At 55.7% G+C, this 14,480-nt stretch carries 12 protein-coding genes; 7 read left to right on the top strand and 5 right to left on the bottom strand.

Annotation, left to right across the window (positions count from 1 at the left end):
• Positions 1 to 179 precede the first annotated feature (179 nt).
• Together Fuma_RS02025 and Fuma_RS02020 are read right to left on the bottom strand one after the other, a co-directional pair.
• Positions 180 to 1,385 (bottom strand): prepilin peptidase, encoded by a 1,206-nt coding sequence (locus Fuma_RS02025; protein WP_218922373.1) that lies wholly within the window; start codon positions 1,383 to 1,385, stop codon positions 180 to 182.
• Positions 1,386 to 1,416: 31 nt separating this feature from the next.
• Positions 1,417 to 2,007: an LURP-one-related family protein gene (locus Fuma_RS02020; RefSeq protein WP_077022659.1), complete on the bottom strand. Its 591-nt coding sequence runs from the start codon at positions 2,005 to 2,007 to the stop codon at positions 1,417 to 1,419.
• Positions 2,008 to 2,205: 198 nt separating this feature from the next.
• Here Fuma_RS02020 and Fuma_RS02015 point away from each other — a divergent pair, with 198 nt between their 5' ends.
• The 6 genes from Fuma_RS02015 to Fuma_RS01990 all read left to right on the top strand — a co-directional run bounded on the left by Fuma_RS02015 (position 2,206) and on the right by Fuma_RS01990 (position 9,636).
• Positions 2,206 to 4,299: an alpha/beta hydrolase family protein gene (locus tag Fuma_RS02015; protein ID WP_077028046.1), complete on the top strand. Its 2,094-nt coding sequence runs from the start codon at positions 2,206 to 2,208 to the stop codon at positions 4,297 to 4,299.
• 70 nt (positions 4,300 to 4,369) lie between these two features.
• A complete protein-coding gene (locus Fuma_RS02010) occupies positions 4,370 to 5,152 on the top strand; it encodes a metallophosphoesterase family protein (protein ID WP_077022658.1) in 783 nt (260 codons plus the stop codon).
• Positions 5,145 to 8,030: an excinuclease ABC subunit UvrA gene (uvrA, locus tag Fuma_RS02005; protein ID WP_083731731.1), complete on the top strand. Its 2,886-nt coding sequence runs from the start codon at positions 5,145 to 5,147 to the stop codon at positions 8,028 to 8,030. The genes Fuma_RS02010 and uvrA overlap by 8 nt, the downstream gene beginning before the upstream one ends.
• Positions 8,020 to 8,304, top strand: a complete 285-nt coding sequence (locus tag Fuma_RS02000; protein ID WP_077022656.1) for a MoaD/ThiS family protein — start codon at positions 8,020 to 8,022, stop codon at positions 8,302 to 8,304. The genes uvrA and Fuma_RS02000 overlap by 11 nt, the downstream gene beginning before the upstream one ends.
• A gap of 53 nt (positions 8,305 to 8,357) precedes the next feature.
• Positions 8,358 to 8,567: a hypothetical protein gene (locus tag Fuma_RS01995; RefSeq protein ID WP_077022655.1), complete on the top strand. Its 210-nt coding sequence runs from the start codon at positions 8,358 to 8,360 to the stop codon at positions 8,565 to 8,567.
• Between the two features lie 28 nt (positions 8,568 to 8,595).
• Positions 8,596 to 9,636, top strand: coding sequence for a metallophosphoesterase (locus Fuma_RS01990; RefSeq protein ID WP_077022654.1), 1,041 nt, complete (start codon positions 8,596 to 8,598; stop codon positions 9,634 to 9,636).
• A gap of 128 nt (positions 9,637 to 9,764) precedes the next feature.
• Here the strand turns inward: Fuma_RS01990 and Fuma_RS01985 are convergent, their stop codons facing one another.
• The 3 genes from Fuma_RS01985 to cysE all read right to left on the bottom strand — a co-directional run bounded on the left by Fuma_RS01985 (position 9,765) and on the right by cysE (position 13,485).
• A complete protein-coding gene (locus Fuma_RS01985; RefSeq protein WP_077022653.1) occupies positions 9,765 to 11,069 on the bottom strand; it encodes an MFS transporter in 1,305 nt (434 codons plus the stop codon).
• The gene (locus Fuma_RS01980) at positions 11,069 to 12,553 is read right to left on the bottom strand and encodes a PLP-dependent transferase (protein ID WP_077028045.1); all 1,485 of its coding nucleotides are present in this window, start codon (positions 12,551 to 12,553) and stop codon (positions 11,069 to 11,071) included. The genes Fuma_RS01985 and Fuma_RS01980 overlap by 1 nt, the downstream gene beginning before the upstream one ends.
• Before the next feature lie 125 nt (positions 12,554 to 12,678).
• Complete coding sequence (gene cysE, locus Fuma_RS01975) at positions 12,679 to 13,485, bottom strand: serine O-acetyltransferase (RefSeq protein WP_077022652.1); 807 nt, start codon at positions 13,483 to 13,485, stop codon at positions 12,679 to 12,681.
• A gap of 329 nt (positions 13,486 to 13,814) precedes the next feature.
• Between cysE and Fuma_RS01970 the strand changes: the two genes are divergently transcribed.
• Positions 13,815 to 14,321 (top strand): hypothetical protein, encoded by a 507-nt coding sequence (locus tag Fuma_RS01970; protein WP_077022651.1) that lies wholly within the window; start codon positions 13,815 to 13,817, stop codon positions 14,319 to 14,321.
• Positions 14,322 to 14,480: the final 159 nt, after the last annotated feature.

Raw genomic sequence — 14,480 nt, 5'->3', positions numbered from 1 at the left:
TGAACAGTGACTGTTCGCAATAAGGCGTGCCACGGACGTTAAGCCATGTGCGTTTTCCGGGTCAACGCGAATACTCAACCGCCAACCTAAGCGGCGTTATCCCGTTTCAGGCGATACGGTCAACTCTGGCAGTAACCGCCGGAACACGCGTGGCGGCGAAGTTTTAGGCTGAACGTAGCTCAGGCTGCTTCCGAAGTTTTTGCTGGACCGATAGCCAGTCGGCCGATCGCCGCGATGATCGCCAGCGTTCCAAATGTGAGCAGCCAGTCTACGCGCCAGTTCCATGGCGAGAACGACCAGCCGACAATGCCAATCATCCACTTCGCGTCGTGAAGGAATTGCCATGAAACAATGAAGGCCAACAGCAGCCCGAAAAAGCAGGGGGCCGCCCGTCGCATCAGCCGATCACCCGTCAAGGAATTGTCGACAGACGCCGTGACGAATAGCAGAGGCATCGCGATTACCGCCAGCATTCCCACGGCCTGCCAGCCGAGAAACACGCCGGCCAGTACGAATCCGTCACGTATTGCCAGAACTGACGTCCTTGTTTCCGATTCAGATTGTCCATGCAACTGCCACACAACGAGCCAGCCAATAAAGGCGCCGACTGCCAGCCCCGCAATGCCGTCCAGCAGTCCCGTCAGCGTCACGCCGGTCCAATATTTCGCACCGGGGCTGATTAGCGGATCAGTCCATACGAACCCCCAGTGCATTTGTTCCAGACTTTGTGGAAACGGCCACGCAGGAACGGGACGCAATTCCGGCCACATTGTGCCGCACAGCAGGCCGACAAAAACGGCAAACTGACGAAGGCGACTCACGGGCAAATGGCGGTCGAAGCCGATCATGCACACCGCCAGTACGGTGATCGTTAAAAAGCAGTGATACAAGTACAGCCCGGCCAGATCCCACTTCATAAACCACACCAGCCAGAAACCCGAATTCACGTGAAAGTGATCAGGATCCCGCAGCGGAAGGTTGGCTCCACCCCTTAATAATTCGCCGAACAGCAGCACCAGAAACACGATGCCACAGATGGTTTCGACAATGGGATAGCGAGCGGCAATCGGAAGGCCGCAGTACCGACACCTGCCTCGCAGTATCAGCCAGCCGAAGATCGGAATGTTATCTCGCGCCGCCAGAGGTGTTTCGCATCGTGGGCAGCGTGACTTAGGTCGGCCCAGCGACAGGCCCGCTGGTAGCCGATAGATGACGACGTTAAGAAAGCTGCCAAAGCAGGTTCCCAGCGCAAAAATCCATGCAGCAATGATGACCTGCATGCCCAGCAGCGGCAAATTCAAAACAGAATGTAACTCTGCGATCGTCAGCGCGAAGGTGCTCACCGCGCACGCTGCCGTTTGGTAGGCGAATTCGAGGTTCGGCAACGCGAGAACACTAATGGCCGGCCAACCCAAGTCACCGTTCCTTCAACACCATGTCGATGCACATGACGGCCGCAAGGATAAGTTGCCGAACAGGATTGTCGGGCGGCACCTCGCTGGAAATCTCTAAGACGTAGTTGTCGGCTGATGTGAAGAACTCTTTGCCCAGACCAGCCCATTTCTTGGTAACACGAGCCAATTCAGTCTCGCCCGCCATAAACCGAAAATCCCAGCCCGTCCACTTCCCTTTCAGCATGCAGAGTTCCTGGTCGTCCGCGCCGAGAACTCGAAACGCGCCGCCCAGAGAAAACAGCTTCTGCTTGAACCCGCCGATACGATCGTCTTCTTCGTCCAGCACGTCGACCGTCGATAGAAACACGGACACGCCCCGGCGAACACTGAGGATGGGTTCGCCGGAAACAGTGCGGATGTCAACATGGAATGGCGTCAGCGTTTTCCAGTCCGTGAAACGAAGGATCCTCGTGATCGGGCCGAGACGTTCTTCGCGGCAATGAATAATTTCCTCGCCCGTCTCCGGATCAAAAATGTCAAAGTTGTTGGCCGCTTTGAACATGCCAACTTTTTCTTTGACCAAAAACAGGTTGCGATTCAGAATCGGATGCATGGGCAGCGTTTGATTGAAATGGCAGGAATGATGAGTGGCTGGATATTGATGCAACCCAGGTGCAAATACAAGACTGCTGTCGAATTCTGGCCGCCGCGAAAGTTCAGGTGGACACCGGTGGAACTTTGGCGGTTTTTCGTCAAACTGTTCATTCTGAATCTGCTCGCATTCCCACCGCTGTCATCTAAGGCCCCTTCCATGACTCGCCACGTCCTATTGCTATTCCTGATCGTTGGCCCAACGCTGTTCGCTGCAGACCGTTCACTTGACGGCAACCCCGAACTCGCCAACTACTTCGAAAACGAAGTCACGAAGCTGGAACAACAGAACTCGCTGTTGAAATACAAAACGCTGGAGGAATGGGAACAGGCAAAGCCAAAACTTCGAGCAGACCTGTTCGACATGCTGGGCATGAACCCGCTTCCAGAACGTACGCCGCTGGATGTGAAAATCACGGGAACTGTTGAGCACGAAGACTTCATTGTCGAAAAGCTGCATTTCCAATCGATGCCTGGACTATACGTCACAGGCAATTTTTACCGTCCGAAGAAAATCGAAGAACGGCTGCCCACGGTCCTGTATGTTTGCGGACACGCTCGAGTTCGTGACGGTGACATCAGCTTCGGAAATAAAGCGGGCTACCAGCATCATGGAGCATGGTTTGCTCGCAATGGCTACACGTGCCTCACGATCGACACGATTCAGCTTGGTGAAATCTTAGGCATTCACCACGGAACCTATCGCCATAATCGCTGGTGGTGGAATTCACGAGGCTACTCGCCCGCCGGCGTTGAAGCATGGAATTGTATGCGAGCTTTGGACTATCTCGAAACTCGGCCCGAAGTCGATAAAGAGCGTTTTGGTGTTACCGGCCGGTCCGGTGGCGGCGCATACAGTTGGTGGATTTCTGCACTGGACGACCGCATCAAGTGTGCCATTCCGGTTGCCGGAATCACAAATCTGCGAAACCACGTCGTCGATGGCTGTGTCGAAGGGCATTGCGATTGCATGTACATGGTCAACACGTACCGCTGGGATTACGCGAAAGTCGCCGCGTTGGTGGCACCTCGCCCGCTGCTGATCAGCAACAGCGACAAGGACAGCATTTTTCCGCTGGAAGGCGTCGTCGCCGTGCATCGTGAAGTGAGGCACATTTACGATCTGTACGAAAAGCCACGGCAACTCGGTTTGCACATCACTGAAGGTCCGCACAAGGACACTCAGGAACTTCGCATCCATGCCTTCCGTTGGCTGAACCGCTGGCTGAAAAACGATGAGGGTCTGATTTCCATCACTGCAGAAAAACTGTTCGAACCGGCTCAACTAAAAGTCTTCGAAACGCTGCCTGCGGACGAACGAGTGACCAGCATCGACGAAGATTTTGCGCCCCAATCTCAGCCTGCTGATGCTCGACACTTAAAACGGATTCTGGACCACCAGAAAGAATGGACCGAACAGTCACTGGCAGACCTAAAAAACCAAAGCTTCGCGGCCTGGCCTAAGGATTCTGAATTGCCAACGACGGAAGCCGTCACAGAATCGAAGCCACTAAAACTGTCTAAGCAAATTCTGAATGGTGACCAAAGCGCACAAGGCATGCGTTTGCATTTTGAGAGCCAGGCATCAGTGCCGCTGTTCGTGGACGTCATCGTTCCCGTCGGCAGCGATGCTGGCGAAGGGGACCTGCAATCAAAGATCTCAGACCTCAAAGCAGTGAAGCTTGTTATTCTCAACGACCAACAGTGGAACAACTACAAGCAGCAATGTCTGGCGGAAGCCGATAGCAAAGCAGAAGGCGACGACATCGCGGCCGAGATTAAAGAGCACATCAAATCCGGTTCCGCCGTCGCTGTGTTTTGTCCGCGCGGAGTCGGCCCTCATGCATGGACGGGCGACGAGCGAAAGCAGATCCAGATTCGCCGACGCTTTCAGTTGATCGGCACAACAGCGGACGCAATGCGAGTTTGGGACATTCGCAGTGCGTTGTCGTTGCTCAGGGCACAAAGTCCGAAATTGCAGAACGTCGTGGTCGAAGGTGAAGGCACCTCGGGATGGCTCGCACTCACCGCCATACTCTTCAGCGGCGACGGCGTCGAAGGGCAGTTTTCCAAACTGAACACCACACGAGACGAATTCCCCATATACCTTAATGCGAGCCGCACGTTGGCCCCGGCTGACTTTGTGGCTCTGGCGTTGCGGAAGTCCAGGGTCCGAATCGACAAAAGCGATAAAGACCTGTCTCAGTTTATCGACAAGCTGGCAAACAACGACCGCTGGACGGGACAACGCTAGTCAGCAATCAACGCCCGTTTGTTCCCGCACCACCGACACGACAGGATAGTCACCGGAAGCCGATCATCGAATGCGAATTTTGCAACTGACCGACCTTCACATTTTTGCTGCGCCTAACGTGCGTCTCAAGGGGATTCCCACGCGGGAGTCTCTCCAGGACGTCGTGGTTCATGTGCTGGCCACGGAACAGCCATTTGATCACGTGATCATCACGGGCGATCATACTCATGATGAACGCCCGGAAAGCTACCAGGCCGTGCGAGACATTCTTGCGCCGTGGAGTGATCGGCTGTCACAGATCCCCGGCAACCATGACGACCGCGCTGTTCTGCGGCAGGTTTTTTCCGATCGTGTTGCCAGGAGTGACAGCGACAGAATTAATTTCCAACGAACCGCCGGCGACTGGCTGCTGTTGGGCCTTGATACTCATGTTCCCGGCGAAGTCGCAGGTAACATCGAAGAGCGACAAATCGCCTGGCTGACCGAACGACTGTCGGCCAGCGACCAGCCATCTGTCGCCTTGTTCCTGCATCATCCGCCCGTAGAAATTGGTAGCGAATGGATGGATGCGATCGGACTGAACGGTCGCGAATTACTGCAGGAGGTCGTTAAGAACGACGATCGCATTCGACTGATCTGTTGCGGCCACGTCCATCACGAATTTCAATCGACCATTGGCAACGCGGCGGTGTTCACAACTCCTTCTACCGGAATTCAGTTTGACCCGGCCGGTGCAACGCCGAACTTTGCGGCCGACGCACCGGGCTATCGAGTCATCGAATTCGACGGGGCTGACTTTGAAACTCATGTGGGTCGTCTGCCGACTGTGAAGTACGTGCCTGACAATGACTAGCACCGTCCCGCCAGAAGCACCTCCGCATGCAACATGCCTTCCGATGTCGCCGACACAGGCTGCGATCGAACTCACGGGGGTGCGAGTCCACAACCTGAAGAACTTCGACCTGAAAATCCGCCGAAACGCGTTGACGGTCATTTGTGGCGTGAGCGGTTCTGGCAAAAGCAGCCTGGCATTCGACACGTTGTTCGCGGAAGGCCAGCGACGTTACGTCGAAACGTTCTCGCCTTACGCACGCCAGTTTCTGGACCGCGTCGAACGGCCGGACGTGGATCGCATTGAAGGTATTCCCCCCGCAATCGCAATTCGACAGAACGCGCGCGGGCACAGCAGCCGCAGCACCATTGGGACTCGGACGGAGCTTCTGGACTACCTGCGAGTGTTGTTTGCGAAAGCTGGTCAGGTCACGTGCCCGGATTGCTCGGTTTTGGCCGTGTCCATGACGCCCGACCAGGCCGCGCAGCACTTGCTGAACGTGGGCGCCGGTCGGCGAGCGATGTTGGTGTTCGCGGCGGCGGACGGTATTGATCCGCAGGAGTATCTGCAGCGCGGCTACACACGAGCCATCGTCGCCGGGGCCACTGAGTCTCTGGAATCCGTCGACGGTGAAGCGCCGAATGTTCGAATCGTGGCGGATCGAATCCGCATCGATAAAGCTTCGACCACTCGTATCAGCGAATCCATCGAACAGGCGTTCACTCAGACCGACGGCACCTGCTTCGCGTTGATTGACGCGGGTGACGACTCTGACAGCGCCGCTGCTGAATTGATTGACGGCAAAGAGTGGACAGCCGTTCGATTGTCGCGTGAACTATTTTGCCCGGTCTGTGATCGTCAGTTTCCGGTGCCTACGTCGGAATCGTTGAATTTTCTGTCGCCGCTGGGAGCGTGCGAAACGTGTGAAGGCTTCGGGCAGATATCCGGGCTAACGTTTGAGAAAGTCGTTCCGGACACGTCGCTCAGCCTGCGGGACGGTGCGATTCAACCATGGACCACGCCTGCATATCGGCACGAACTGGACGAACTGCTGGAGCTGGCTTCGGCGTTTGACATCCCGTGTGACGTTCCATTTTCCGAACTGACCGACAGACATCGGCAAGTGATTCACGACGGAGTACCGGAGCGGGACTTTGGAGGACTTGTGGGCTTTCACAGGTGGCTGGTACGGCATCGATACAAGCAGGGCGTATCCGTATTTTTGAATCGGTGGCGTTCATGGTTGACGTGCCCCGACTGCCAGGGAAGTCGCCTATCTATAAACGCCGCAACCGTGCAATTTGGCGACAGAACGATTACCGAAGCCGGGGAACTGGAATTAGACGAACTTGCAGCATGGCTGGACGAATCACTGGCGGCTGTGTCCTCCGATTTGCAGTCGTCACTGTCAGCCGTGATTCGTCAGCTTCGCACACGCCTGCAGTTTCTGATCGACAGCGGCCTCGGCTACCTGTCACTAGCACGCTCTATGGCAACGTTGTCTGGCGGTGAAGCTCAGCGAGTCGTCTTGACCGCGGCGCTGGGCTCCGGTTTGATTAACACGCTCTACGTTTTGGATGAACCAACCAGCGGCCTGCACGCAGACGACACCGCAAAAATCATCACGGCGACAAAGAACCTGCAGCGGGCAGGAAATACGGTCGTGGTTGTCGAACACGATTGCGACTTCATCCAGGCCGCCGACCAGATCGTCGAGATCGGGCCGGGAGCAGGCGAGGCGGGCGGCGAAGTCGTTTTCCAGGGGACGCCCGCCGCACTGGTGGAAGACGGCAACACCGCGACCGGACGACTTCTTACCTTAGACGCTGATGCTGCTTTGCCAGAAGATAATCGTCGCACGACACGACGCGTTGCAGAACAATGGCTGAATTTCAGCGGGCTCACATGCCACAACATTCAGGACCTGACCGGCCGAATTCCGTTGGGCGTCATCTGCGCTGTGACTGGCGTCAGCGGGAGTGGGAAGAGCTCACTGGTGGTCGATTCGTTGTATCCGGCACTGCGAAAATCGCTGGGATTGCCGCTGGATTCTGAAGACCATGGCCGCATTGAATCTCTGAGTGGCGTCGATGCGATTTCCAACGTGGTGCTGCTGGATCAAAGCCCGTTGCCACGTTCACGACGTTCCATCCCGGCGACGGTGATGGGGTGCTTCGACGACATTCGCAAAGTGATGTCGGAAACTCACGAAGCAAAGAAGCGAAACTATAAGCCGGGCATGTTCAGCTTCAATTCGTCAAAAGGCGGCCGCTGCGAGGTGTGCGACGGTCACGGCGTGGTCACGATCGAAATGCAGTTCCTCGCCGACATTCAGACCACATGCGAAGCCTGCGCGGGGCGACGCTTTCGGCCTGAAGTTCTTGACGTGCGATACCGCGATCGCAGCATTCACGACATTTTGCAAATGACGGCCGAGGAAGCGTTCACGTTTTTCAACGGGCACCGCCGCATTCAGCAGCGACTCAACGCGCTTCGGCAAGCCGGGCTGGGCTATATTCGTTTGGGACGACCGGTGGCCACGTTGTCAGGAGGCGAATGCCAGCGACTGCGAATCGCCGCGCTGTTGGCCGGTGTGGATTTCGATTCCGGAGAACCGCCAACCGCCAACCGACAGGCGACAAAAACTGCCTCATCAGAACAAGGCCGCACGTTGTTCATACTGGACGAACCGTCAACAGGTTTGCACGGACAGGACATTGCCGCGTTGATGAAGTGCCTGAATCATTTGGTGGAGATCGGTCATTCGATCATCGTGATTGAACACGATGCCGCTGTGATCCGGCATGTCGACCATGTGATCGAAATGGGACCAGGAGCCGGCCGTCTTGGAGGCCGGATAACGCAACAAACACAAGTGGAGTCACGTCATGAAGATTGAAGTTTTGTACGAAGCTCAACTACGCCAGTTGGCCGGTGCGCCATCAATGCACTTTGAAATGGCCGAAGATTCCACGTTGCTGGACGTGTTGCGACGAGCGGCAGAAGAAGGCGGTTCGGAGTTTGGCGCGAAGCTGTTGTCGCCGGAAGGCGGCCTTCAGCCGGGCATCCTGGTCTTCATCGGCGAACAGGCCGTCGCTGCCGACGCCGTGCCGCAGCAGTCGGTCCAGGACGGCGATTCAATCCTGCTGCTACCGCCCATTTCCGGCGGCTGAAGTCCGGCATTAGATTTCGCAGTAAGCTCAACCGCTTCCCACAACCTGAGTGCATGGCTCCATTTCCTGTATTGGGATCGGCCCCAAAACTGACTTACAAAGTCAACGAACAGAAACGCACCGTGCCACTGACCGTTCCCGCTGTGAAACGTGACTCAGCCAAGGGTGCTCTGGACTGGGCATTGCATTCGGCAAGTTTGGTGATCGTCTGCACGGGGCCGTCGCCGAAGATTGTTTATTCTTACCTGAACCAAGTCGTCTGAGATATCCTTGAAGTCCTGCCAAACAACTATGAAAAAAATTGCAACGTCCATTTTGCTCGCCTGCTGCTCAGCATTCGCCTCGGCGGACGATACTGAATTCGCCAGTGCTCCGGCGGGCTCGTTCACAATTGCCGTCATCCCGGATACCCAGGCGTATCGAGGGCGAAACACCAAGGCGGAACCAGACAGCGACAAAGCAGTTCGCAACGAAGTCTTTCAAACGATCACGGACTGGATCGCAAAGAACCGCGAACAGCAGAACATCGTCTTCGTCAGTCACGTCGGCGACATCGTCGACAAGAACGTGCCTGAACAATGGGACGTGGCGCGCCAATGTATGGATCGGATTCACGGAGTCATCCCGTATGGTCTGACCGTGGGCAATCACGACATGCGGGCATCCGGAGACTCGTCGCTGTTTCAAACTTACTTCCCGGAATCGCGTTTCAAAAACTTTGATTGGTATGGCGGCACGTTTCAGCCAGACCGTCCAGAACCGACAGTCTCAGGTGACAACGCCAATAGCTATCAGACATTCCAGGCTCAGAACCTCGACTTCCTGTTCCTGCATTTGGAATGTAATGCTCCGGATGACGTGCTGGAGTGGGCCAACGAACTTATTGGCAAACACCCGATGCACCGAATCGTTGTCACCACTCACATGGATCTTGGCCCTATTCAACGCCCCAAGTCGAATCAGGGTTACATCGATGATCCGAAAGGCCGCATGGAATGGAGCAAATGTCATACGAAGCGAGGTAATTCCCCCGTGCAGACGTGGAAGAAGTGCTTCAAGCGACACCCGAATCTGTTTCTGATTTGTTCCGGCGACCAAAGCCGGACTCAGGCCATGCATATTACCGCAACAGGCGATCATGGAAATGTTGTGCATTCGTGCCTGTCGGATTACGGAAGTGATGGTTCCGTGCGGCTGTACCGGTTCGTTCCGCAGGAAAACCGAGTGGATGCAATCACGTACAACACGAAGCAGAACGACCTGACTCGAAAGACCAAACTGGTTCCTGATGAACAGCATCATCAGTTTTCGTTCGACTATTCGATGCAATAGTGAAGGGGCTCAGATGCGCAATCCCGCGAGCTATGGATCACGCTTTGTCAAATGGTTCAGCGACACGATCAGGGCTATTGAGTCACGTGCAAAGGTGCTCGCCAGTTTCGACACGCCCCAAAGCCAGACTACGAGAGTGTCTCATTGCGAGGTTCAACGATTGACAGTGTCATGATCCACGCACCAGCCACGATAGCAGAAATCGCGATAAACGGAGCGACATAGCCTCTGGCGTCGACCAGTTCTCCTACCAATGGCGACAGTACGATCGGCGGCGCCATGCACAGCACAACGGTGCTGACGTAGATCGGATGCTGAGACCGGTCGGTCAGTTCCAGAGCGTAGTTCAGGAACATTCGATACGTTACGGGCACAGCTCCCAGCAGTGCGAATGTGAGCCAGTACAGGTTCGCTCCAGCAATTTCTCCCAGCAGCAACGCCAGCAACGGCGCAAACAGTGAGCAGAACGACATCCATCGCAGGGCGCTGCGAGTTCCGTTGGCGTCGGCGAGCCGACCACTAATCCAGCTGAAGCCAGCAGCCGATAGGTTTTGAGCCACCACCCACACCATCAACAACTGTCCTTCAAATCCTTCCAACGATTGCCCCAGTCGCTGGTAGTGAGGAAACAACAGTTGCGAACACACAAACAAACTGGCAAGAAGGCACAGTCGTCGCAAATGGCGATCGTTTTTTAACGCGGCTCCTGCATCCAAAAAACGACGGCGTACATCGATGGCAGATCGAGCAGCCACGGGATCTGGTGTTTCCTTCAACCGTCGCAGCGTCAAGCTGGCCAGCAAAAACATGCCGCCGGTAAACAGAAAGATGTAGGCGTATTTTGGTGGCTGAGCCTGCGTCCATGGACGCAGCAGGAACCACGCCATGACAACCGCAACTGGCGAACCAATATAGCCAGCGAACGCCATTAGCCGACCTCGACGGTGCGGCTTAATTAATTTGCCCTGCACCGTATTGAATGCTGCCTGAGTAACTCCGTTCAGGCAGAAGAACACCAGATAACTCACCAGAAAGAATACCACTAGGGCTGAAGAATTCTTCTGGACCAGCAACAGCATGGCACCAATCGACAGAAACGGCAGCCCCATCAACATGGTGGACTTAGCCAACCAATCAGACTTCACGCTCGCGCGGCTAAGGCGATACGACAATAGCAACGGTGCCACTGACTGACCGAACCGATTTAGCGGCGGCAACATGCCCCGCACCCACCCGGCGCCGCTGATTGTGTCCAAAAACGCGGGCATGATCACGCTTTCGGTTTTGAAGATCCATGCCGTGCGAAAGCAAATTTGATGCATCACCAGCGTGATGACGTTGTGTTCTTCAACGTTCGAAGCGTTCTGAGCATCGTCGATCGCAACAGAATCTTCAGCGGGCGGCGACGGTTGTTGAGGATCAGAAGCAGACATTATGTGTGAAGCATGATCCCGTTTAGTGCGCGTTCAAATCGACTTCGCAACTCACCGATGGGCTCAACGCCAACACTGATCCGCAGCAGCCATCGAGACACGCCGCAGGTTTCGACAAAATCGAGCTCGTCATAGTGAGCCAGAATTGTGTACGGGCAGCACAACGTGAAGTTTGTGCCCAGGTTTGGCCCCTTGCAAACTTCCAGACCATCGAAGAACGGGGGCGTCGTGGTTTCCGGTTTTCGCAGTACAATCGAAATTAGCCCACCGTAGCCGCCATTGGCGGCCTGGATCGCGGTGTAATTCGCATCGTCGGCTGAGGGATAATAGACCGACTGCACGCTGGCATGCGAACGCAGAAAATCAGCCAGTGCGGCCGCGTTGGAGTTAATCGTCGCCACTCGTTCCGGCATGTCCCGAGAATTGTTGGCCAGCACTTCCACATCCACGTCGCTTAGCGTTTCTTCGAAAGCCGAGCGAACCAGTTCCAGCAGCCGAGCAGCGTGGCGGCCATTTGGGTTGATTGTCATCGCCCCCGCCAACACGTTTCCGTAGCCGCTGAAGTACTTCGTCAGGCTGGTGACGGCTATATCGGCCAACGCTGTTGTGTTGAGATTGCCACACGCTGTTAAAGTGTCATCAACGATTAGCAGAAAGTCGTGCTGATCAGCAAGCTCGCGCAGTCGCCGCAAATCGGGAGTGACCAGCAGCGGGTTTGTTGGAGCTTCGCAGATCACAGCCGTCGGCGGCTGAACCTCGCATTGTGCTTCCAACAATTTCAAATCCGACGGGCCTCCCACAGGCAGAAACGTGTGCGACGCGTCGGGAAACCGCTGTTGAATTTTCAGCGTATCCACATACGGAAAGCCAAACTGACATGTGCTACCGGGACGAAGTGCCTGAACCGTTCGCCACGCGCTGGCGACCGCCGCCATTCCGGACGGATATAGAAAAACATGATTCGGTTCCACGTTTTGAAACGCGGCCACTCGTTCACGTACGACCGTTCGAACGGCCGTGTCGGAACATGCGGTCGAATGTCCGGCCAGCAATTGTTGAGCGACGCGAGACGACACGTTTTCGCCAGCGTGCTGCCAATACTGTTTTAAGGTCTTGAATTGGTCGCTGCCGACTACCACGCCGCATGCCTGATGTCCGTCAAAAGCAACCAACTCCGCCACTTCGCCCGTCGCATGCTGCACAAAATCGGCCGCACGTTGAGCCGAACGCCTGGAAACGAAGGGTAGGCCACGGCGATTGCCGGAATTCAAAAAACGATCCGCAAGCTGATTCACCAGCGGATGGAAACAGAATCGAGGGTACGCCGCCTGCAATCGATCGTGGACAGAGGCATCGCCTTCTTCATAGCCGATGTTGTGCTGCCACAGCGGCAAACAGGCTGACACAGCGTGGACATCGTCCGGCATTGGCAAGCCAAGTTGATCGGCGTGGCAGTGCGGTGAAGTGATAAGATTAGCGGGCATGCTGGAGACGTGCGGCATAAATCAAGGACAAGGGACGCGAAAGCAGAATGAATGTGACAGGTGCGATTTTCCGGGCCTGGCGACTCCGTCAACTTCATTACAAACAGAGAACTACAGCGACGTCACTAAATGTTGATGCCGTGATTCATTTCCAGTGACGGTTCACCGGTAAGCGGTCCGCCGACCATCACCGCAGGAACACCCGCGAACGTGCAATGCGGCGGAATGTTGGTCAGTACCACGCTGCCCGCGCCGATCTTCGCACCTTCGCCGACTTCAACGTTGCCCAGAATTTTTGCACCAGCACCAATTAACACGTTGCGTCGCACTTTGGGGTGCCGGTCACCGATCTCTTTGCCTGTCCCGCCCAGCGTCACTTCGTGCAGCATCGAAACGTTGTCTTCCACGACGGCCGTTTCGCCAATCACGATCGAAGTGGCGTGGTCCATCAAAATGCCCTTCCCGATCCTCGCAGCCGGATGAATGTCGACCGTGAAAGCTTCAGAAATCCGATTCTGCAGATGCAGAGCCAGCAACGTCTGACCATTTTTCCACAACCAATGAGCCACTCGGTAACTAATCAACGCATGCACGCCCTTCAGGTACAACAGTGGCACCATGCAGCAGTTGACGGCCGGGTCTCGTTCGCGAACACAGAAGATGTCGGCCTTGATCGCTTCGCTGATACTCGGATCGTTCGTCAGCGCATTGTCAAAGATTTCGCGCAACTGCATAGCCGATAACGAAGCGCCGCCCAGCTTGCCGGCGAGGTGATAGCTGACCGCATCTTCAAACCGGTCGTGATTTAACAAAGTGGCGTGCAGAAAGCTGGCCAATTCCGGCTGGTTGGCAGTGTGCTTTTCCGCGACTTCCCTGATCGAACTCCAAACGCAGATTTCCGGTGGAGTCACTTCAGCAATGGCAGTGGTCATCAAAATGTTTCGTGGTTGAAGTCGCTGTTGTGTGCCAACTCCCCAGCAGCCCCAGTTGAGCTATTTCCTCATGCACTGCAGACAAGACGACGACTTTTCTCGTTACGAAATTCACGGAAAACCGGCCGATTCTGACGGGCGGAAGTTGGAGGAATTGGCAGATCATCAGCCGCATTATGGCGAAATCAAGAGCAGACGCATAGAATTCGACGGATCGTTGCCTCCGTTTCCCGTTCCTGCCATTGAAATGGCTCTGCGGTTGTCTGACGCGTGCCAGATGCCATCGGTTCGTCGTCACATCGGAATTTCAGAAAGAAAAAGGTCCCCCCATGAATCAATCCACTCGTTCGACAGTCCTCACACTGGTCGTTGGCTGCGTCCTCGGTGCCGGAATCACGTTTCTGACGCCTCAACAGGAATTAAAGGCAACGTCGGCTCACGGGAACGACAAATTTTCAATGTGCACGGTGCCCATCACGACCCTGGCCGAAACCGATGCTATCTTTGTGCTCGACCACCTGACTGGCGTTCTTCGCGGCGGCTATCTGAACAGCACGACCGGAGGTTTTAGCCACGGTTACGCGAGAAACGTTGCGCTGGACTTCGCAGTCAACCCTGCGACGCCGGAGCCCAAATACGTGATCGTCAGCGGACCGGCTCAGATGCGAGCCAGCGGCGGAACGCCACCAGCGAACGGACTGCTTTATATTGGTGAACTCACGTCTGGTAAGGTCATCGCCTACAGCTTTGCACGGCCCTCCGGTCGCGGCGCCGCTGCGATGCTGGAAGTTCGCCCCATTGACGCCTTCCTGTTCCGTGAAGCCGTGGGTGGCTAAAGCAGTTTCCCTTTTGTCGCAGACGGTGCGGGCTCGTGGGAAACAGCCTTTATCACCCGAAACGCCTGTTCCGTAGCCACAAGTCAGCGAGATTCGCCGTGGACTCGAAAAACTTCTGGTGGCAGCGGTGCACGTGACAAGCAGAAGCACGCCGTGAAC

Origin of the sequence: Fuerstiella marisgermanici (assembly GCF_001983935.1) — a bacterium.
Lineage (GTDB): Bacteria > Planctomycetota > Planctomycetia > Planctomycetales > Planctomycetaceae > Fuerstiella > Fuerstiella marisgermanici.
Note: the sequence above shows the minus strand (reverse complement) of the source record. Positions and strands in the feature narration are given on the sequence as shown.